The organism is Paenibacillus sp. NAIST15-1 (assembly GCF_001894745.1).
Classification (GTDB): Bacteria; Bacillota; Bacilli; order Paenibacillales; family Paenibacillaceae; genus Paenibacillus_B; species Paenibacillus_B suaedae.
Map to the genome: position 1 here is coordinate 364598 of NZ_BBYF01000004.1, position 19648 is coordinate 384245.

The 19648-nt window shown below is 46.9% G+C and carries 18 protein-coding genes; 8 read left to right on the forward strand and 10 right to left on the reverse strand.

Features of this window, described 5'->3' with window-relative positions; all coding sequences use genetic code 11:
• Positions 1-12: 12 nt before the first annotated feature.
• Both PBN151_RS12520 and PBN151_RS12525 read right to left on the reverse strand, forming a co-directional pair.
• A complete protein-coding gene (locus PBN151_RS12520) occupies positions 13-948 on the reverse strand; it encodes an ABC transporter permease (protein ID WP_072729179.1) in 936 nt (311 codons plus the stop codon).
• Positions 949-1129: 181 nt separating this feature from the next.
• On the reverse strand, positions 1130-3316 hold the full coding sequence (locus tag PBN151_RS12525) for a helix-turn-helix transcriptional regulator (RefSeq protein ID WP_072729180.1): 2187 nt from the start codon (positions 3314-3316) through the stop codon (positions 1130-1132).
• Between the two features lie 251 nt (positions 3317-3567).
• Between PBN151_RS12525 and PBN151_RS12530 the strand changes: the two genes are divergently transcribed.
• The gene (locus PBN151_RS12530; protein WP_072729181.1) at positions 3568-4695 is read left to right on the forward strand and encodes a stalk domain-containing protein; all 1128 of its coding nucleotides are present in this window, start codon (positions 3568-3570) and stop codon (positions 4693-4695) included.
• Positions 4696-4857: 162 nt separating this feature from the next.
• Positions 4858-5016, forward strand: a complete 159-nt coding sequence (locus PBN151_RS31245; protein ID WP_175560695.1) for a hypothetical protein — start codon at positions 4858-4860, stop codon at positions 5014-5016.
• A gap of 122 nt (positions 5017-5138) precedes the next feature.
• On the opposite strand, the gene PBN151_RS12535 is transcribed toward PBN151_RS31245, so the two are convergent.
• Together PBN151_RS12535 and PBN151_RS12540 are read right to left on the reverse strand one after the other, a co-directional pair.
• A complete protein-coding gene (locus PBN151_RS12535; RefSeq protein WP_072729182.1) occupies positions 5139-5453 on the reverse strand; it encodes a DMT family transporter in 315 nt (104 codons plus the stop codon).
• Between the two features lies 1 nt (position 5454).
• On the reverse strand, positions 5455-5718 hold the full coding sequence (locus PBN151_RS12540) for an SMR family transporter (RefSeq protein ID WP_072729183.1): 264 nt from the start codon (positions 5716-5718) through the stop codon (positions 5455-5457).
• A gap of 237 nt (positions 5719-5955) precedes the next feature.
• Here PBN151_RS12540 and PBN151_RS12545 point away from each other — a divergent pair, with 237 nt between their 5' ends.
• Together PBN151_RS12545 and PBN151_RS12550 are read left to right on the forward strand one after the other, a co-directional pair.
• Positions 5956-7281 (forward strand): PepSY-associated TM helix domain-containing protein, encoded by a 1326-nt coding sequence (locus PBN151_RS12545; RefSeq protein WP_072729184.1) that lies wholly within the window; start codon positions 5956-5958, stop codon positions 7279-7281.
• Between the two features lie 357 nt (positions 7282-7638).
• Entirely contained in the window at positions 7639-8313 is a 675-nt protein-coding gene (locus tag PBN151_RS12550) for a hypothetical protein (protein ID WP_072729185.1), read from the forward strand.
• A 505-nt stretch (positions 8314-8818) separates the two neighbouring features.
• On the opposite strand, the gene PBN151_RS12555 is transcribed toward PBN151_RS12550, so the two are convergent.
• From PBN151_RS12555 to PBN151_RS12575, 4 genes are all read right to left on the reverse strand, one after another.
• Positions 8819-9247 (reverse strand): threonine/serine exporter family protein, encoded by a 429-nt coding sequence (locus PBN151_RS12555; protein WP_072729186.1) that lies wholly within the window; start codon positions 9245-9247, stop codon positions 8819-8821.
• 68 nt (positions 9248-9315) lie between these two features.
• On the reverse strand, positions 9316-10074 hold the full coding sequence (locus tag PBN151_RS12560; protein WP_021257357.1) for a threonine/serine exporter family protein: 759 nt from the start codon (positions 10072-10074) through the stop codon (positions 9316-9318).
• A 224-nt stretch (positions 10075-10298) separates the two neighbouring features.
• Positions 10299-11588 (reverse strand): HAMP domain-containing sensor histidine kinase, encoded by a 1290-nt coding sequence (locus tag PBN151_RS12570; RefSeq protein ID WP_227774605.1) that lies wholly within the window; start codon positions 11586-11588, stop codon positions 10299-10301.
• Positions 11589-11611: 23 nt separating this feature from the next.
• On the reverse strand, positions 11612-12307 hold the full coding sequence (locus tag PBN151_RS12575; RefSeq protein ID WP_072729188.1) for a response regulator transcription factor: 696 nt from the start codon (positions 12305-12307) through the stop codon (positions 11612-11614).
• 399 nt (positions 12308-12706) lie between these two features.
• Between PBN151_RS12575 and PBN151_RS12580 the strand changes: the two genes are divergently transcribed.
• From PBN151_RS12580 to pepT, 3 genes are all read left to right on the forward strand, one after another.
• Entirely contained in the window at positions 12707-13813 is a 1107-nt protein-coding gene (locus PBN151_RS12580) for a C45 family autoproteolytic acyltransferase/hydrolase (protein WP_072729189.1), read from the forward strand.
• 14 nt (positions 13814-13827) lie between these two features.
• Positions 13828-14712 (forward strand): AraC family transcriptional regulator, encoded by an 885-nt coding sequence (locus PBN151_RS12585; protein WP_072729190.1) that lies wholly within the window; start codon positions 13828-13830, stop codon positions 14710-14712.
• A gap of 143 nt (positions 14713-14855) precedes the next feature.
• A complete protein-coding gene (gene pepT, locus PBN151_RS12590; RefSeq protein ID WP_072729191.1) occupies positions 14856-16094 on the forward strand; it encodes a peptidase T in 1239 nt (412 codons plus the stop codon).
• Between the two features lie 179 nt (positions 16095-16273).
• Here the strand turns inward: pepT and PBN151_RS12595 are convergent, their stop codons facing one another.
• Positions 16274-18226: a GTP-binding protein gene (locus PBN151_RS12595; protein WP_072729192.1), complete on the reverse strand. Its 1953-nt coding sequence runs from the start codon at positions 18224-18226 to the stop codon at positions 16274-16276.
• 127 nt (positions 18227-18353) lie between these two features.
• Here PBN151_RS12595 and PBN151_RS12600 point away from each other — a divergent pair, with 127 nt between their 5' ends.
• Complete coding sequence (locus PBN151_RS12600; RefSeq protein WP_072729193.1) at positions 18354-19115, forward strand: tyrosine-protein phosphatase; 762 nt, start codon at positions 18354-18356, stop codon at positions 19113-19115.
• A 102-nt stretch (positions 19116-19217) separates the two neighbouring features.
• Here the strand turns inward: PBN151_RS12600 and PBN151_RS12605 are convergent, their stop codons facing one another.
• The gene (locus PBN151_RS12605) at positions 19218-19643 is read right to left on the reverse strand and encodes a MerR family transcriptional regulator (protein WP_072729194.1); all 426 of its coding nucleotides are present in this window, start codon (positions 19641-19643) and stop codon (positions 19218-19220) included.
• Positions 19644-19648 lie beyond the last annotated feature (5 nt).

Consider the following 19648-nt stretch of genomic DNA (forward strand, 5'->3'; position numbering starts at 1 on the left):
GTTCATCACACCTTAGAACAATCTAGAATCTGGGTCAACCTTCCGTGTCAACCAATTGAAAAAAACAACGGCGATGAGTCCCATAAGAGACTGATAGAGGATAATCGCAGAGGACATGCTGAAGTTGCCCATCTGCCGCAGCGCGCGATATGCATACGTATCAATGACATCCGTCGTTGGGAATAATACGCCAACATCTCCAATAATGGCGTATATCATACCGAAATCCCCGTAGAATATTCGGCCGATGCCAAGCAGCGTCATAATGATGATGATCGGACGCAATAGCGGAAGCGTGATATACATGATTTGCTGGAAGCGGCTCGCCCCTTCCATTTTGGCACATTCATAATATTCAGAAGAAATACTCGTAATCGATGCCAGAAAGATAATGGAGTTGTATCCCGCTACCTTCCATACGTACACGAAGGTTAGAATATAAGGCCATACTCCAGGGGATAGATACCAATCCACCCCTTCAAAGCCAAGCGCCGTCAATGCCTGATTCATCATTCCTTCTGTAGAGCTGAACATCGTCTGCACCATCATGCTGACTACGAGCCAAGAAATGAAGTAGGGCAGAAAGACAAATGATTGCGCGGTCTTCTTAAACCACTTGCCTGTGACCTCATTCAACAGAATGGCGAGCACAACTGCTGTCCCAAGACCGAACACGAGAAACAGTCCGTTTAGAAATACGGTGTTCCATGTGACGCGCAGCCAGTCATTGCCTTGAAAGAAGAACTCGAAGTTCTGGAAGCCTATCCACTCACTGCCGAATAGTCCATCGGCAAGCCGGTACCTCTTGAAAGCCAGCAAGTGCCCCAGCATTGGCATATAAGCAAATAGAAGCAGAAACAGCAGACCTGGCAGACCGAGTAAGTATAGGTATCGATTCTTCCTTATCTCATAAACAAATCCATGGCCTCCTCTTTTTGTACGTCGCAAAGCCTCCCCTCCTCACTATTCACGATCTATGTGTGAAACCATTGAGTAATAGGGTCATCGTAGCAGTTCACCTATGGATCTCACTAGTTCTCATTGGCCGAATCAGGTTCTGCTGTGGTATATGTCAGGGTTCTTATTTTGCCGATTTGGCTTCTATTTCGTTTACGGCTCATTCCCTACGCTAACCACTTGCCTCTTGCACCTGCTCCAGCCGGTACTGTGCTGGTGTCATCCCTGTTGATTTTTTGAAGGCGGTGAAGAAGTGGCTCTTGGTCTGGAAGCCTGCCTGCTGTGAAATATCTGCAACACTCAAATCGGAATGCAGCAGCAATTCCTTCACCATTTCGATACGCTTATTGAGTATGTACTGAGACATGGAGTATCCATAATGATCGAGAAATAGCTGGCGCACGTATTTGGCGGAGAGTGCAATATGGTCTGCGATATCATCGACGGACAGTGCTGGATCGTGAATATGATATTGAATATATTCGACCACCTCTTGAACGATCTTCCCCTTACGGTTCAAGCTCTTCTGATTGCCAAGCAGCGACATGATACGGACTATCTCTTCCTTCATCCACATATGGATATCCTCCAGCTTCGTGAACCTCTTCAGGCGCTGCTCCATCCCCTCCACACTATCAATGGAAGTCAGCTTGCTGAAGGATTTGACGAAAGAGAAGAATAATAGCCGCAGCTGGAACTGACATTCTGAATACCTCATCGTCAGCAATCTTGCAAATAATTGCTCCAGGAGGTTCAAGGATTGCTCTTCCTTGCCGCTCCGAATAGACTGGATGAGCTGATCCAGCAATATATCATCCGGCTGACAGTGCAAATCTGCGTATCGTTCATACTCCTGCTCCGTATAAATGCGATCCTCGCCGCTAACGAACTTGAACAATGTCACCTCACATAGCTCATCATAGACAACACGCATATCATCGCGAACATGCTTGGCTGCACTATAAGCAACAGTGATGTTCATCTGCACATGCTCCTTAGCCTGACGACGGAGCTCCGTTAATTGCTCCATCACATCATCTGCAGGTTCGGCAACTCCAATCAGAAGCAGCAGGTGATCACCGCCAAAGTCGACTACTTCGATCGTTCGGCTCTCGCTGCCTAGAAGTTCTTCCGCAATATTGCCAACTGCATACTTGAGCAGCTTCCGGGACATAAAGTCATATTGCTCCGCAATGTCATAGAAGCCATCAATCTTCACGACAGACAGCCTTATCCATTCGTGTTGAAGAATCCTCGATTCACGAGCAAGCGCTGCCCGCGTGCTGTCTCCCAATCTGCCCTGAAGAATCCATTGACGCAGGTATTCCGTCTTGATAAGGGGGTAATGATCGCGCAGCAGCGTGACACTCTGCTGAATCGCATCGTAATCACTGACAGCATGAACTCCAAGCTTCCCGTGAACCTGATTCGCCAGTCTTCGGAAGGGCTTGAAGAAGAGATGTGAATTCCAAAATACAACGATGAGCAGGACAACTAGCAGAAGTACCGAGTACAGCACGATCGTCTGCTGAAAAGTCGTCGCCTGCTGCCGGAATTGCTTCATTCCCGAGAGCGAATATAGGGTCCAGCCTTGCGCTTCTAAGTCGATATAGTTGATGTACAGTCTCTCCCCCTCGGTCTTGAGTTCGAGAGCACCATGTTTATCATTCGATCTGGACTGAATAACCTCAGGCATAATTGACTCGTTGATTGCGCCAAGCACCTGTCTCCCCGACCGGTCTAATAACGCGACTTGATAATCCGGATCAGCGTCTCCCGCGATGAGGTACTGCTCCATTGCACGCTTATTCAACAATACTACGAGATAGCCATACTGCTCCTTACGGATATAGGAGGACGGAAGCAATAAGCCTATGTAGGATTTGTTTCCTACTTCATGATGAAAATATTGCAATAGAGTGGGAGCGCCTTGCTTCACTTTCTCGAGAATCGTATGGTCGGAGAATTCCTGAAAGTCGATCAGCCCTACATTGAAATCAATCACTTTTTCTCTGCGCATATTCAATAAGTAAGCGCCTTCAAAAAAGGGTTCTTTCGATAGGTACTTGGATAGGGTTTGGAGTGCTGCTGCATCCTGCAGTGGATCATCTTGATTTGAATACATCCAGTTCTGAATGGTCTGATCCCCATACATAGTCAGGCCATACCCTTTCAGCTTCGACAGAATAAATTCCGTCCGCTCCCTCGTCTCCTCAATTCTCTCCCGATTCATCGTACCTAACTGCACAGTGGCATAATCTGAGAAACGCTGAACAAGAAACAAGGAGAACGGAATAATGATGAGGGTGATAAATATGCCACTCCATACAAAAATGCGCAAATACGTAGATTTGAACATAACCGTAAACTGCCCCCCTCCTCGACGATCTGAACAGACAGTTGTCTGGAAACTTATGAGTACTATCTTAGCCGAACCTCCCCGCAATTGCCTAGTTCTCGATCTTCCGTCAAGTTCTCTTTCGCCCAATTTCCATGTGTCCAAGCTTTATAGTCGCCTATTGATCGTGGCCGATCCCTTGACCTGTTGCCTTCCCCTTTCCAGATTCGTCCTGTAATATAGGATGTATATACCTATTTGGAGGGAGATCCTTGAAGATCCTAAAGTGGTTGAACTATGTTTTGGCCGCCGCCGTATTGTTGACAGCCGCCGTCTTCCTCTTCCGTCCCAAAATCGGTTTAGAGTCCGATATTACCATCCGGATTAACCATGCAGAGGCAGAACTAAACGGTAAACCCATATTTCAGTCGGGACGCATATACGTGCCGATGTTTTCACTTGGCCATTATTTATCCTTTTTCACCTGGATGGATAGTTCCAACGATTCCTTTCGCGTGCTTGTTCCCGGACAAGAGGTCATCATGAAGGTAGGGGAATCTCAAGTCAAATCCTTCGGCAAAACGATGCAGCTTGAGGGAGCCCCGATTATACATAACAACGCGCTGTATGTTCCGCTTCAGCTGTTCTCTTCCGTATTGCAAGTACCGATGTCTTGGGAAAGCAGGACTGGCACCGTGGATATTACGTATAACACGCCGTATATATTCGCAAAAGAGAAGGGTGCTGCATTTTGGTTTCGCAAAAGTATAGGTGACCTGTATATGAGTACAGGCAATAAGCCATTTTTACTTAAAAATATAAACTTGAAAACTTCGGATACCAGCATATTAGCTGCATCCCAGATCAGTAATGACAGCTATATGCTGCAAATCGAGGATGACACTATTACAGGCTATGTTATCTATAGAGCGATCATCCAACATCATAAAGTGGCGATTTCGTCCTTAGCCCAGTACAAGAGAAGCGGAAATACTGTTAAAAGCATTGATAGAGTCGGAGACTTATGGGTTATGATCGATGACAGCACCTTGAAGCTCGTTGCATCGGACGGGACAATCAAAGCATCCTATTTCGCACAGGAGATCTTCGGAGAGAACGATACGTTTACGGTGGAGGAAGCCTTCGACGATTACTTACTCGTACGCCCATCCAGACAGAAAATCCTGTATCTCTTCAATAGGAAGACCAAAGAATCGATAGCTTTATACAAACATCTCATGACTAGCGAGGAACAAGCATCGATCGACTCCGCATTGGCCAACGGATTGAACAAGGATGGCGACAGTCTTTACTTCAATCGTATAAAGGGAGACGTGCTCTATTTTACTCATCGGATCGCTGGCGCGAATCCAAACTCGTATACATATCAACTGAAGTAGTAGGACAAAGAGCCTCTGGAACTGACCTCATTTGGGTCAGGCATCCCGGTGAACCTGCTTCCCGGTCATGATATTATACAGGCACAATCCATTCTAACGGATATGGGAAGGTTCTCAAGAAGCGCTTCGTTCACTGCTCCCGGGGGAGAGCAGGGGATTAGCATGGCGGTCGTTAATGCGATCTCATCCACGCTTTCCGTGGAGATTCGCCGTGAAGGAAGGGTATTCCGCAAGGAAGATTACGGACAATCGGTATTACTCAAGATACAGGAACGAGCATTACATTCCTGCCAGACAATAAGTTTTCCGCTTGGCAATTGAATACGACATACTAGCTGCACGCTTTAGGCATGAGGCTGGCCAAGAATCCATTTACACATCTTGTACTGTTGCAGTCTATAAAGGAATCTTGGCCCCCCGTTGGGCTGCTGTCAGCGATCCGGTTAATCAAGCAGCTTCAAGCCGACCACGCAGCCAATGATCCCTAATATGCATAACAGGCGAAATGGATGCTTCGACTCTCGGTATATCAGCATCCCCACTAATGCCGAACCTACCGTACCGACTCCTGTCCATACAGCATAAGCGGTCGACAGCGGTATCATCTGCGTGGCACCAATAAGCAATTTAAAGCTGAGGAAGAAGGCGGCAATCATCATAATGTTATTTGGCCAATTGTTCTTCTCAGCTACCCTTTTAATACCAATGACACCGATGACTTCAAGCAGCCCTGCCGCAATTAAAGTTATCCACGCCATCTCAGTGCCCCTCCTTCCCACTCGTCAGCTTCAAGCCCATGATGAACAGCAAAAGCAGCAGTATGATTCCGATTTTGAGCGGATGAAACGTATTAGACATAACGGCTTCTACAACGACCGTCCCAACAGTCCCAATACCTGCAAATACGGCATACGTTGTCCCGATTGGGATGACCGCAGCAGCACGGATAATAAGGTCAAAACTAAGCAGCAGCGCTACAAGAACAACTAACGGTGGAATCTGCTCGTACTTGAAGCCGCTTATGGCGTTCTACTTATGACCTTCTACTACTTCATTTCCCCCTTTCTTCTGTCATCATTTTTCCTATATATACCATTATCTAATAATTCTCTACTACGATTATCTCGAAATTAAGTAACTAAATTTTCAATAAATGCGGTGAAATATAGCCCGATCGAGTCTTGTCTGCTTTTTCGCATCCACATACAATGACCTAGTATTGCAACCTAGCCCCTGTTTTTAGAGGAGGAACATCATAGTATGAAGACAAACAACAGACTTAGCCATATGTTTTGGCGGTGGCATTTCTATGCGGGGTTGTTCATTGCCCCCCTGCTGATTACGTTATCGCTTAGTGGAATTGGATATCTGTTCAAATCGGAAATTGAGGATATCGCATACAAATCGCTTTACTTTGGACAGAGCGCCAACACCCAGACCTTAACAACAAGTCAAGCGATTGCAGCTGCGGAGCAAGCGTACCCGGGAGAACGAGTGACGAAGGTCAGTTACTTCGATGATGAATCGCGCAACACCAGATTCTCCATGCGTGATGAAGCCGGTCAAGAAAGATATGTATTTGTAGATCGTAACAAACAACTCGTTGGAAGCATCCTTGCCGACGATACTTTTGGCAATATTACTCGGAATTTGCATAGTTCATTGTTAGTGGGTGGAACCGTCATCAACTACTTGGTGGAGCTTGCAGCATGCTGGGCGGTATTTCTGATCGTCTCCGGCCTGTATATGAGTTGGAAGAAGAGGGCATCGGCAGCTGGGACAAAACGTGAGAAGGTGAAATCAAGACATACGGTCTTCGGTATTATATTCACCATCCCGTTGCTTATTCTTATCGTTACTGGGCTGCCTTGGTCAGGCTTCATGGGCAACCAGATCTATCAACTAGCAGCAAGCAATGAATCACTAGGGTATCCGAAGCTGTATGTAAGCCCGCCGCAATCCGAAGCGAAGGAGCTGCCATGGGCCACTCGCAAGGAGAAGGCTCCGCAATCCTCGTCAGGCTACCTGCAACTCTCTGTAGATGATATTGAGCATATGCTTCACCATTACGGAGTGACGAAGCCATTTGTCCTGAGCTTGCCAGCAGATGAGAAAGATGTCTACACGGCATCTAAATCCGCAGGATCAGGCATTACCGGAATGGATGTTATCAAGCCTAGCGAGGAAATAACAGCTTACTTCGATCAATATAGCGGTACACAGATTCATAAGATCGACTACCGTGATTATGGACTTATCGCCCAGTGGTTCACTTATGGGATTCCTTTGCATGAAGGGCATTTATTCGGTTGGCCGAACCAGATCCTATGCCTGCTGACGGTAGTTGCACTGCTTGCCATTGTATACTGGGGAGTTAAGATGTGGTGGATGCGCAGACCTCGCGGAAGACTTGCAGCACCTCCAAGACAGCCGTACACGAAATCAATGATCGGTTTCTTTGTCATTTTAATCATTCTCGGTCTGCTCATGCCGCTGCTTGGCATGTCCCTGCTTGTGATTGCAGTCATTGAACTGATACGTTTCCTGCTGTTCCGAGGGAAATCAGCGAAATCAGTAACCGGTTAACTATTGGGTATTGAAAAGGGGAGGCATGGGCTTTCCCCTTTTTTTACCTGCATCTATACTCGTTTTAACAAAACCTTGTTTCTTGCTACACACATGTTTATAAAGCGTAACTATCCATAGAAACCATTCAACCGTACAGACACTTCACCTGCATTCACCACCCATATACTCTCCTATCAAGATTTCCTCTGAAAAACCAATATGATTTCTAAACACCCTTAAAGATCCTATACAGGAAATACGCGAAGTAACATCAAATATTTATAATTTTTATGGAAATTAGAGGAATTTCCATCTCCTTGTAGAATACTATATTAGATATCTATTATATGGTACTAATCCCATAATAAGGAGTGTATGTACAAGAAAATTATCGCTACTGTTCTTTCAGTAGGATTGATTTTCAGTTCGTTGGCTAATTCGACTTCTTTTGCCCAATCCACGTCTGCACCAATTAGTTTCAATTCCAGCTCTAGTTCTTTCAAAATTACGAGCATTAAAGATGCTGCAAGTTCTGCCCACCTATTAGAACCTTACATCTCTGTTGGCTCGAATGGGTTGCTTCATTTGGATGAAAAGGGAAAAGAAGTCGTGCCTTCAGAGACTTATGAACTTGTCAGTAAAGGCGTATCTATTTTGAATCTGACAATTGTGTCTGGAGAATCAACAGTCGATACCGCTAAACGTTTAGTAGTTCCTAATTTTAATTACAGCTCCAACATCAAGAGTGCCTTTTCCAACACTTATTGGTGGGGAGTAGCAATAACAATGACCGAGTCGGAAGCGAAGGACTTTGCTTATAGTTTAGAGCAAATTAAAGATGGATTTGCAACTGAAGCTGCAGTAGCGGGCATTATTGGAGGCATTATTGGAGGTCCTGCAGCATGGGCAGCGTCAGCTGCCGGTGCGATTGTTGCATTAGGAGCGGGGCTAATTTCCAGAAGTATTACGCACTACAATAATTCTAAAGGAGTTACACTGAATCTGCACTGGTTGCCCATTACATATTATGAGGTGACGAAAAACCAATAGTCCGTTCCCGTATGTTATAATCGCCATGAACCGTATTAATGGGAGGTGATAAAATGCTCACCTTGGCGCTTTAATTGGTGTAATGGCTTTATTACTTTTCTATGCCTCGTTAGTAATTGGTGTATTTTTCTTTGTTTTTAAACGTGCAAAGTATCCAAATCACAGACTTGCTATTCTCACTCTAATTCTTTCATGTACAGTTATTGTTATACAATTACTTTCAAAAATCATTTATGGATACCGTATAGATTTATTTACAACATTCATGATGATCATTTTAGCAGTATCCTGTTCAGTACATTTAAAAATGAAAGCCAAGAAGTAGTTTCTTTAGGGGAAGTTTCCTTGAATTTCATACAATAAGACCATCAGTCTTAAAACTGGTCGAGTACGGGTTTAAATTTGCGCCCATACTCGGCCTTTTGTTCAGCTAACGGCAAAAAATCCCAAACCAGACGATGGAAATATTTTGAGATTACTTGCTTATTCTTATCACGGTTTTAGATCATCTTCTTACTCGCCTGCGCATCACCTGATGAAGCACTTCTGAAAAAATGATTCCGATCGCGATAGCACCCGATATCATCGACGCCTTGAAGGCAAGCTGAATCGCCTGATCGTACTGATCTTCTACAATATTTCGCATCGCATCATATGCGATACCACCGGGTACAAGCGGAATGACACCGGCAACGTTGAACACAATAATCGGGGTGCGATACAGCTTAGCGAACAAATGGCTCATCATCGCAATGACGAATGATGCGGCCAAGCTCGCAGGAATAGGGCCAATATTATTGTCCGTGCACAGAATATATACGAACCAGCCTGCCATGCCGACAAATCCACATTGAAGCATCAGCTTAGGCGGACTGTTGAATAGAATTCCGAACGCAGCCGAAGCAACGAAGCTCACAATGAGCTGCTCAATCATAACCAAGTGCCTCCCTCAGTCTATATGTCCATCGTGTTGAGTTCTAAATCCACTACCTAATTGCGATCCTAGGCAAATGACAAGACACAAGCGACCCCTGCTCCAATCGCGAAGGCAGTCAAAAATGCTTCCGCTCCCTTCGAGATCCCAGATACTAAGTGTCCCGCCATCAAATCACGAACTGCATTCGTAATAAGCAGCCCAGGAACAAGCGGCATCACCGACCCGATGACGATCTTATCGAGATCACGACCCAGACCATACTGCACACAGAAATAGGACACTGTTCCGACTACAATCGATGCTAGAAATTCAGAGAAAAACTTAATCCGCGATAAGCGATGGAAATACAGAAAGAGTGAAAATCCAAGCCCGCCAGCAAGCAGCGAGGGAATGAACTCAGGCCATCCGCCCCGGAACATAATCGTAAAGCAGCCGCTCGACAGCATCGCAGCAGCAATCTGCAGCCATACGGGGTAAGCCAGATTGGATACCTCAATCTTTTTCAGTAAACGATGAGCCTCTGTATAGGACAAGCTGCCGCTGCTGATCTTCCGTGAAATATCATTCACGAGTGTCACCTTCTTCAGATCAGTCGACCGCTCGGATATTCGATACAAGCGTGTAATCGGTGCTGAACCATCTATCGCGAAAATAATACCTGTCGGTGTCACGAAGCTGTGGCAATTCTCGTATCCATAGGAAGCAGCAATACGTATCATGGTATCTTCCACCCGATTCGTCTCTCCGCCGCTCTGCAGCATAATCTTTCCGGCTAATAAGCACAGCTGTGTAATTTCATAGCTTTCATTTGCTTGTAGGCTCATCCGATGTCTCCCCTATGAATGGCATGAATTTCCCATATTGTAACCGACAGGACAATCTTTAGTCTATGCCTGCTGATTATGCGGCTATTCGCAAGCCTTGGGGTATGCCCCTTGCACATGAGCGACATCTCAAAAAGGCCCATTGAGTTTTCAATGAGCCTTGCCATACCGCTGAGCTCAAGCAGTGAGCTCATGCCTCAACGCCTTGTTGAATGCCTCCGCTATCACCTTGCGGAAGCACTTGAACGGGACATCGTTGGTGCTGTAACGATTACTCCATTGCTCGATGAATTCTTCGATACTGCTGGCAGTATCGTCTCGAATGTCGTCTGATACGGATTGCTGTATGCCGCGATTTGTCCTCCATGAACTTCGATAATACTTTTCGTAATGGCCAGCCCGAGCCCCGTACCGCCTGTCTCCTTGGAACGAGACTGCTCCACACGATAGAATCGGTCGAAGATGAATGGCAGATCCCGTTCCGGTATCGGATCCCCGTAATTGATAATGCGAATAACCGCCTGTTCGTCCAGCGACTGGATCTCAATATCGATATACCGCCCCTTGCGGCCATATTGAATTGCGTTTGACAATAAATTCTCATAAGCTCGAACGAGCCTGTCGCCGTCTGCCAGTACCTTGAGCGTGTCCTTCTCTACATGCAGTCTGCATTCCAAGCCTGCCTTCTCCAGACTCGGTACGAATTCCTCTACTAATTGACGGATGAAGCTCGTAATGTGCAGTTCCTGTACTTGAAGCGGAAGTCCGTTATTGATGCGTGTGTACTCGAACAAATCATCGATTAGTTTTTTCAAGTCGAGCGCTTTTTCATAGGCAATGTTGACATAATAACGAATCTCCACCTCGTCATGATAGCGATCCTTCTCAATGAGCTCGAGGAAGCCGAGTATCGATGTCAGCGGTGTGCGCAAATCATGCGATACCCCCGTAATGAGATCGCTCTTTGTTTTCTCCGCCTTCCGTTCTTCCTCAATCGATTGGCTTAACTGCCGGCTCATTTGGTTAATGCTCTCCGCCACATTGCCCAGCATTTGAGCTGATTTTACCGGTATTTCATGCTGGAGCTCGCCCGTGGCGATTTCACCCAATCCATGAGTAATCTCTTGCAGGTAGCTGTCCAATTCAGTCGCTACGCCATTGATCCTTTGTGCAATATCGCCTAATTCGTCCGACGAATCGATTTGGATCTTCACAGCAAAGTTCCCGTTCGCCATCTCCTGAAGCCCATCCGAGATATGCGTGAATTGACTTACTATAGGGCGACTCAGTTGATAGTAGCTAAATATAAATAACAGACATCCCGACATGACAAACACGGGCTGGGAGCCGATATTGTTGATCACCCATTTCAGCGCTATATTATACGGACTGTGCTGCAGCAAATAAGAGGCCAGCAGCTGTCCGAGCAGCAAAAAAATACCCGTGGCACCAATACTCGCAATAAACGTAATCAGGAACTTCCATCGAATCGAATTCAGCCATTTCGTCGTCATGTTTCGCTTCTCCATATCCGCTCCTATCCCATTTTATAGCCGATTCCCCAGACCGTCTTAATATATTGCGGGTTTTGGCGATCCTTCTCAATTTTTTCCCTTATCTTACGAATATGTACCATTACCGTGTTTTTAGATTCCATGAAGGGTTCGTTCCACACTTCTTCGTATATCTTCTCCATGCTGAGCACAATCCCACGATTGACTGCAAGCAGCTTCAATATGGAGAACTCCCGCGGCGTCAGCTTTACCGGAATATCGTCCACCATTACCGTGTAGGTCGCTGTATTGATCACCATATCATCAATGAAGATTTCATGTTCAGTGTGCGGATTTTCCTCTTGCCGGAGCTGTTTCGTTCTCCGCAGCAGAGATTTGATTCGCGCCATCAGCACGAGCGGATTGAACGGCTTCGTCTCATAATCATCGGCGCCAATGCTAAGCCCTGTAATTTTATCTATATCCTGATCCTTCGCGGACAGCATAATAATAGGTGTATTGCGTTCCTCCCGAATCTTCATGCATGCCTGAATGCCATCCATATGAGGCATCATCACATCCAGAATAATCAGCTGCACCTCATGCTTCTCCAGTAGATCCAAAGCCTCGATTCCATTGGATGCCTGAAGCAGCTCGTACCCTTCATTCTTCAAATAAATTTGCAGCAGTTCAATAATTTCCTTCTCATCATCAACGACAAGAATCGTTTCCTTGCCCATGTGACTATCTCCCTTTCCATGTATGCTAACAAAACGCTTCTGCTTGAAGGAGCGTCTTCCCTTGGTACATATTAATTCGACTTCCAACTACTTACTCCTCTTCTAACAGCGGGATGAGGACGAACCCCTTACGCCGTTCCAACTCTGCAGCTTACGTAATAAGCGATAATAAGCGATATATAATAGGACGCTCAGTTAGGGGGATTGTTCCTGCCGTTAAGTGAATGTTAAGAAATTAAGAATTTGATAAGGATTGACCTTCAACCAGAGACAAGAGACATCTGAATATGCCGTATTGCTGCACAGCCCTGAGAAGACAGCAGGAAATATCATAACGCGGGAAGCTTATCCCGCTACACTAGAACAAGAGCTAACAATGTTATGAAGGGGGATTTATGTATGCAGCAAATCCAAGGCTATTTTTCTTATATCGAGGGAACGCGTTATGAGGCGGGGTACCAGCAAGGAGAGTTTGCGAAGAAGCATCCTCATTTTTTGCAGGGCATATTATTGAACGAGCCGTTACCTGATGATCAATGGAAAGAAGCAGCCGCACTGCTTGAACAATATTGTCCAGGAATAACGGAGGAGATTGACGGATTCTGTGCAGCATTAGAAGTGCCGCCGTCGCTGATTTCTTATTATGCCAGCTCTGCGCTTCATTCAGGATGCAGCCATTGTGCAATTCTTCCAGCTAAAACCGAGAATGGGCACACGTACATGCTCCGCAATTACGATCTCTCCCCCAATGTGGATGATATGAGGCTATGCTCTACATCCATTGAGAAGGCGTATAAGCATACTGGCTTTTCCGTATTTCTGTTCGGTAGAACGGAAGGCATGAATGAGCATGGACTATGCGTCACCTTCTCTGCTTGCGGTATGCCTGTAGGCAATGCACCCGGTATGAGGCCTCCTAGAGCTAGCGGCTTGCAATTCTGGGCAGTCGTGCGCGCTATACTAGAACAGTGCCGCAACGTCAGCGAAGCCCTGCATCTCGTGAAGGAGATGCCGATTGCATCCAACATGAATCTCATCATCTGCGACCCGCATGGTCATGCAGCATTGGTTGAAACCTTCGACGGACACAAAGCAATTCGCGAGGTAGGCGATACAAACCAAACTCCTTATATCGCAGCCACGAACCATCCGCTGTTCGCGGATATTGAGCAATTGGAGCCCGGCAAATTGAATCATTCGGTCGTCCGCCAGCACATCTTGCAGCAGTTCCTGGAGCGGCCTGATTCTGTAACGATGGAGGATCTGCAATCCTTAGTTTCAACTGAATACCCGCAAGGCTTGGCTGTTCATAATTACAACCAGTGGTTCGGCACATTGCGTTCCATGCTGTTCGACTTGGATGATCGAACGATCAATATATGCTTTGGTTCTCCAATTGATAATCCATGGTATACTGTGCCCGTAGGCGGGAAAATGCCAGTAGATCATGTGCAGATATCGATACGTCATCATGATTATGCACCTGATTTTTGGCAAATGAAATAAGTGGTGATCCGGTTATGCAAACCTATAAGGAACAGATTGAACAAGCGATTCGATTCATCGAATCGCATCTGACAGAGCGGCTGGATGCAGAGCGTGTAGCCGCCTCTGTCCATTTGTCGTACTATCATTTTCATCGTATCTTTGCTGCAATGACAGGGGAGAAACTCGGCGACTACATTCGCAAACGTAGACTAACCGAAGCTGCTGTAGTCTTACTGTCGAGTGAGCGCTCCATATTGGACATTGCCTTAGAGTTTCAGTTTGAGTCCCAAGAGGCCTTCTCCCGCTCATTCAAGCAAGTCTTCGGTACAACGCCCGGCAGTTTCCGTAAGCGCAGCAGACGTCCCATCTTCCTCGAGAAGGATGCACTGCTGGACGATCGCCTGCAGCATCGGCTTGACTCCATTAGCCTTGTCCCAAGCATTACAGATATCGTGAATGATATTCATGTCGTAGGGGTTAGTGGGGCTGTCTCTCCCGATCACAATACGATACCGGAACTGTGGAAGGAACTACTTCAACGTCGTCATGAAATCCGCGCTCTGACGTCGGAACTCACAAGCTACGGAATATGTCCACCCCAACAAGATGTCAGGTTCCGAGACATCACGGAGCATTCGACTTTTGGGCATATGGCTGGATTCGCCGTGGAGCGTATTGCTGACATTCCGCACGGCATGCGGTCGTACACCATATCTGCCGGTACCTATGCTGTCTTCAAGCATCAGGGTTCTACCCAGCAGCTCCGGAGCACCTACGATTACATCTGGGGAACATGGCTGAACAACACACCGCTTCGCCTCGATGATCGGGCAGACTTCGAGGTATATGGACGTGACTTCTATGGACCACAGCATCCACAGTCGACGATATGGATTCACATCCCCATTCAAAAATAGGGAGGGTTCATGAGAAGTTGGAATGGCACCCCCTCCCCTCTTAAACATGTTCCAAGGGGACGCTGCCACAAATAGGGTAAAGTCCTGCTATTCGTGGTAAGATGAAAGGAGATTGATACGCTACTATTCAGAGGTGAAATGTCGTGAAACAAGAACTAATTGAACGCTTTACATCCTATGTTAAAGTGAATACCCAATCCAATGACGACAGCGAAACTTGCCCTTCCACACCTGGACAGCTCGACTTGGCTCGCCTGCTCGTAGATGAGCTGAAAGCGCTCGGCATGGAAGAAGTGACAATGGACGAGAACGGATACGTCATGGCTACGCTTCCTGCCAATACAGACAAGGACATTCCTACAATCGGCTTCCTCTCCCATGTGGACACAGCTACCGAACTATCGGGCGAAGGCGTGAATCCTCAACTGGTTGAGAATTACGACGGCAAGGACATCGTGCTAAATGAAGCACAGGGCGTTGTTCTCTCGCCCAAGGACTTCCCTGAACTACATAATTACATCGGGCATACGCTCGTTACAACTGATGGCACAACACTACTTGGCGCAGACGATAAAGCTGGCATTACTGAAATTATGACAGCGATGGCGTACTTGATTCACAATCCAGAAATCAAGCACGGGAAGGTTCGCGTTGCCTTCACGCCAGACGAGGAAATCGGAAGAGGCCCTCATCGCTTCGATGTAGAAGCCTTCAATGCTCGTTATGCGTACACGGTAGACGGAGGCCCGCTTGGCGAGCTGGAATATGAGAGCTTCAATGCTGCACAGGCTACCTTGACCTTCAAGGGCAAGAACGTTCACCCAGGTACAGCCAAGAACAAAATGGTCAATGCAGCGAAAATAGCCATGGAGTTCAACAGCCATTTGCCTGTTGAAGAAGCGCCTGAATCGACTGAAGGCTACGAGGGCTTCTACCATCTGTCCTCCATTAGCGGCGATGTCGAGATGACGAAGCTGCGATACATTATTCGTGATTTCGATCGAGACAACTTTAACGCTCGCAAGCAGAACATGGAGAACATCGTGAAGAGCTTGCAGGAGAAGTATGGAGCTGAACGCGTCAGCATTGAGCTGAAGGATCAGTATTACAATATGCGTGAAAAAATCGAACCTGTGAAGCACATAGTCGACATTGCCTACAAAGCGATGAAGAACGTTGGCGTAGAGCCTGATATCAAGCCGATCCGCGGCGGTACAGACGGTTCACAATTGTCTTATATGGGACTGCCTACACCGAACATTTTCACAGGCGGAGAGAACTATCATGGACGCTATGAATATGTGTCCGTCGATAATATGCAGAAGGCTACAGAGGTCATTGTTGAAATTGTGAAGCTGTTCGAACAGCAAGGCGCTGAATAATTGCTTCACGCGTTCTGTCTAAAATAGAGGAACGGAAGAAGGCTGTCCAAGTTGGGAGATTCCCCATTCTGTTGGACAGCCTTTCTTTATGGTAGTACGGAAATGAAATCTTATGGGCACGATCCTCCTTGTACACGTAGGTCTGATGCACAAAAATTCTAGCTCCGTTATTAGCTATGTTATTCACTATGCATATGGGAATCTGCCTCATCCCATGGAACTCGATACGCCTGTCCCTTGGCACAGAAGATGGAAGAGGATGTATAGGCCGGATCTGCGTCCTTGTCGTAGCTCTTGCGTGCAATCACCTCATCCGCATTATGACACACATCGTATCCGCCGAATAGAAGCTGAATCATCCCTTTGCCCTGTGTATAGGCGGCAAGCTCCGTGCTGTAGTTCATGAAAGTGGAGACCGGAACCCTCCCTGTGATGACCGCCTTATTGCCGATAAATGCAGGGGGTTCAAGTGTACCATGCGCCTTCTGCACATCCGCCATTACCTTGCCCATATCATCCGTATCCACCGTTATTTTGAAGTCGTAATACGGTTCCAACAGTACGTTATCCGCCTGCTCCAACCCTTGACGCAGCGCACGGAAAGAAGCCTCTCGGAAATCCCCGCCGCTCGTATGGCGGTTATGTGCTCGTCCCGTAAGCAGTGTAATCCGCACATCTGTTAGCGGCGCCCCCGTTAGCAGCCCATGGTGATCCCGTTCCAGCAAATGCTGCATAATTAAATTCTGATAATTGACGCCAAGCTCATCGGGATGACACTCGTTGAACACCTGAATGCCGCTGTCTCGTTCTCCAGGTTCCAGACGCAAGCGCGCTTCCGCATAGTGCCCAAGCGGTTCGAAGTGTCCGCATCCGTTCACAGTAGAGCGTATCGTTTCTTTATAGAGAATTTCAGGATCCGCAAAGGATACCGCTATGTCGAATTCTTCCTTCACGATCCGTTCTAACACTTCCAGTTGAATGGCGCCCATGACGTGAATGTGAATCTCCTGAACATGCTCATCCCACTGCACGCGAAGAGCAGGATCCTCCGCATCCAACCGCTGGAAGCAAGCCAGCACCTCCTTCACGTGCAACTCGGATGGGAAGATAACCTTGGACTTGAGTGTAGGTACTATATGATAGATAGCAATGTCCTTGAAGGCTCCGATACCCTCTCCTGCCGAAGCCGCCGTAAGCCCCGTTACCGCACATAGCTGTCCTGCTTCTACACGCTCGACCTTCTGCGCCTTCTGCCCATTATAGATACGAATCGATGTAATCTTCTCGAGGATGGTATCCGGCTCTGTCCCATATCGGATTTCATCCCGAACAGACAACGTCCCACTCGTCACCTTCATATGGGTCGTACGAGTTCCCTGATCATCATAGCGGACTTTATACACCAGTCCCGCCATTTCCCCCGTCGTACAATATTCAGTCTGTACGAATTGATGGATAAGCTCCAAAGCCTGCTGCACGCCTACATCCTGAAGCGCCGAACCGCATACGCAAGGGAACCATCTGCGCTCGGCAAGCATATGCCGCATCTCCCTCAGCCATACTGCCTGCTCATAGCCTTCCTCCATATAGAGCTCGAACAACTGATCATTCCGCTCAGCCATGAAGATAATGATCTCTTCACTCAGCCCTTGATCCGGATCATAAGACGTCATGTTGATGATATCTGGGGTCAAATTCTCGTAGATATCTGCGATGACCTGATCTACATCCGCACCCACTCGATCTATTTTGTTCAAGAAGAAGACTGTTGGCACTCCCCGCTCCTGCAGCAGCTTCCATACCGTTTCGGTGTGCCCTTGAATACCCTCCACACTACTTACAATGATGACGCCCACATCCATGACTTGTATCGCCCGCTCCATTTCCGCGGAAAAATCGACGTGGCCGGGTGTATCGATAAGTGTGTAGGTGTTGCCTTTGTATGTCATCACGGCTTGATCCGCAAATATCGTGATGCCGCGTTCCTTCTCAATCTCATGGCTATCTAGAAATGCATCCTTGTTATCTACCCTTCCCCGTTGCTGTATGCTTCGCGTATGATACAGCACTTGCTCGGCAAAGGTCGTTTTCCCTGCGTCCACATGGGCGAACAGGCCCAATGTAATATTCATAAAGACACCTCATTGCTGCTATAAATGTCTGTCCCCTGCGTCTATTTTGCCCATTTCCGCTTATGTCCCTTTCCTGTTGTCTATGATAGCATAGACTTACCTACTTCATGAGAGGCGGATAGAAACAATGATCGAAGACAACAATCAATTCGTACCACAGCCAAAGCAAAATGAACGAATCATCAGCTTGGAAGGCGCATGCAATGTGCGTGACCTAGGGGGATATTCAACAAAAGAAGGACGTGCAATCCAATGGGGGCGCTTCTATCGCGGCGATGGCCAGCACAAGCTGACCGAGCGTGACCAAGCGCTATTGCTGGGACGCGGAATTCATACGGTTATCGACTTGCGTCACGCGCAAGAGGTGAGCGTCGCCAAGGATACATTTGCTGATTCCGACAACATTGCCTATCATAATGTCGACCTTCTGAATCCAGCGACCACGAACCAACCTCAAGTTAACAGTCTAGGCGATCTGTATGTCAGTATGCTGGACAATAGCCAAGGTGCATTCCTACGAATATTCGAAATTCTTGCTAATCCTTCTGACGAAGCCGTCCTCTTCCACTGCACAGCTGGCAAAGATCGAACCGGTATGGTAGCTGCCTTGCTTCTGGATCTGGCAGGTGTACCGCATACAACCATTATTGAAGATTATGCAATGACAGCTGAATGTCTCCTCCCTATTATGGATGAGCTTCGCGCCGGTCGGCCAAAAGGAATGTCCGCTGACTTATATGAACGCTTCCTAGGATGCGATCCTAGCAACATGGAGATGATGCTTCAACATTTACATGCAGCATATGGAGGATCAGAGCGTTATTTAGCGGCAATTGGATTGCCTGAGGAGAAAGTACAAGCATTGAGACATAAACTGCTGGATTCGTAACTAGGATGAGTGGGAAGTCACGAGTTTGCAATGTTCAGAATGTTTAGAAAGTTGCCCTTAAACGTGTGAGCGATAAAAGAAATAAGGACTAGCCTTGTAAGGTTAGTCCTTTTGATCGTTGTTGCTCTTTTGCTGTTCATGCAGCATTGCGGCATACATTTTTCTTTTCCCAACGGCCGTCGTTCTGACAGACTCCAACTGCTCGATTTGGGCAGATAATCGCGCAAGATGGTGATCAAGTATATCCATTCGTTTATGTAACGTATCCTCTATATCATGTGGCAGACGCTCGCCAGACAATAGACATCCATCCTCAGTAAACGCGGCGATGTCTTCCAGCTTCATGCCCGTTTGCTTCAGTCCATAGATAAATTGAATGAATCTCAAATCCTGATCATTATACTGCCTTACACCTTCCGGCTTCCCTCCCTGCCGCTGCGGACTAGGAAGAAGGCCTATCTGTTCATAATATCGGAGCGTATATGCAGATATCCCGGTTAATCGTGCTGCTTCCCCAATGGAATACATCCCTT

Excerpts from the sequence above, each read along its gene's own strand:
- PBN151_RS12525 (WP_072729180.1), bottom strand. The coding sequence starts at position 3,316 with ATGTTCAAATCTACGTATTTGCGCATTTTTGTATGGAGTGGCATATTT.
- PBN151_RS31245 (WP_175560695.1), top strand. The coding sequence starts at position 4,858 with ATGGCGGTCGTTAATGCGATCTCATCCACGCTTTCCGTGGAGATTCGC.
- PBN151_RS12535 (WP_072729182.1), bottom strand. The coding sequence starts at position 5,453 with ATGGCGTGGATAACTTTAATTGCGGCAGGGCTGCTTGAAGTCATCGGT.
- PBN151_RS12545 (WP_072729184.1), top strand. The coding sequence starts at position 5,956 with ATGAAGACAAACAACAGACTTAGCCATATGTTTTGGCGGTGGCATTTC.
- PBN151_RS12550 (WP_072729185.1), top strand. The coding sequence starts at position 7,639 with ATGTACAAGAAAATTATCGCTACTGTTCTTTCAGTAGGATTGATTTTC.
- PBN151_RS12555 (WP_072729186.1), bottom strand. The coding sequence starts at position 9,247 with ATGATTGAGCAGCTCATTGTGAGCTTCGTTGCTTCGGCTGCGTTCGGA.
- PBN151_RS12560 (WP_021257357.1), bottom strand. The coding sequence starts at position 10,074 with ATGAGCCTACAAGCAAATGAAAGCTATGAAATTACACAGCTGTGCTTA.
- PBN151_RS12570 (WP_227774605.1), bottom strand. The coding sequence starts at position 11,588 with ATGACGACGAAATGGCTGAATTCGATTCGATGGAAGTTCCTGATTACG.
- PBN151_RS12575 (WP_072729188.1), bottom strand. The coding sequence starts at position 12,307 with ATGGGCAAGGAAACGATTCTTGTCGTTGATGATGAGAAGGAAATTATT.
- PBN151_RS12580 (WP_072729189.1), top strand. The coding sequence starts at position 12,707 with ATGCAGCAAATCCAAGGCTATTTTTCTTATATCGAGGGAACGCGTTAT.
- PBN151_RS12585 (WP_072729190.1), top strand. The coding sequence starts at position 13,828 with ATGCAAACCTATAAGGAACAGATTGAACAAGCGATTCGATTCATCGAA.
- PBN151_RS12595 (WP_072729192.1), bottom strand. The coding sequence starts at position 18,226 with ATGAATATTACATTGGGCCTGTTCGCCCATGTGGACGCAGGGAAAACG.
- PBN151_RS12600 (WP_072729193.1), top strand. The coding sequence starts at position 18,354 with ATGATCGAAGACAACAATCAATTCGTACCACAGCCAAAGCAAAATGAA.
- PBN151_RS12605 (WP_072729194.1), bottom strand. The coding sequence starts at position 19,643 with ATGTATTCCATTGGGGAAGCAGCACGATTAACCGGGATATCTGCATAT.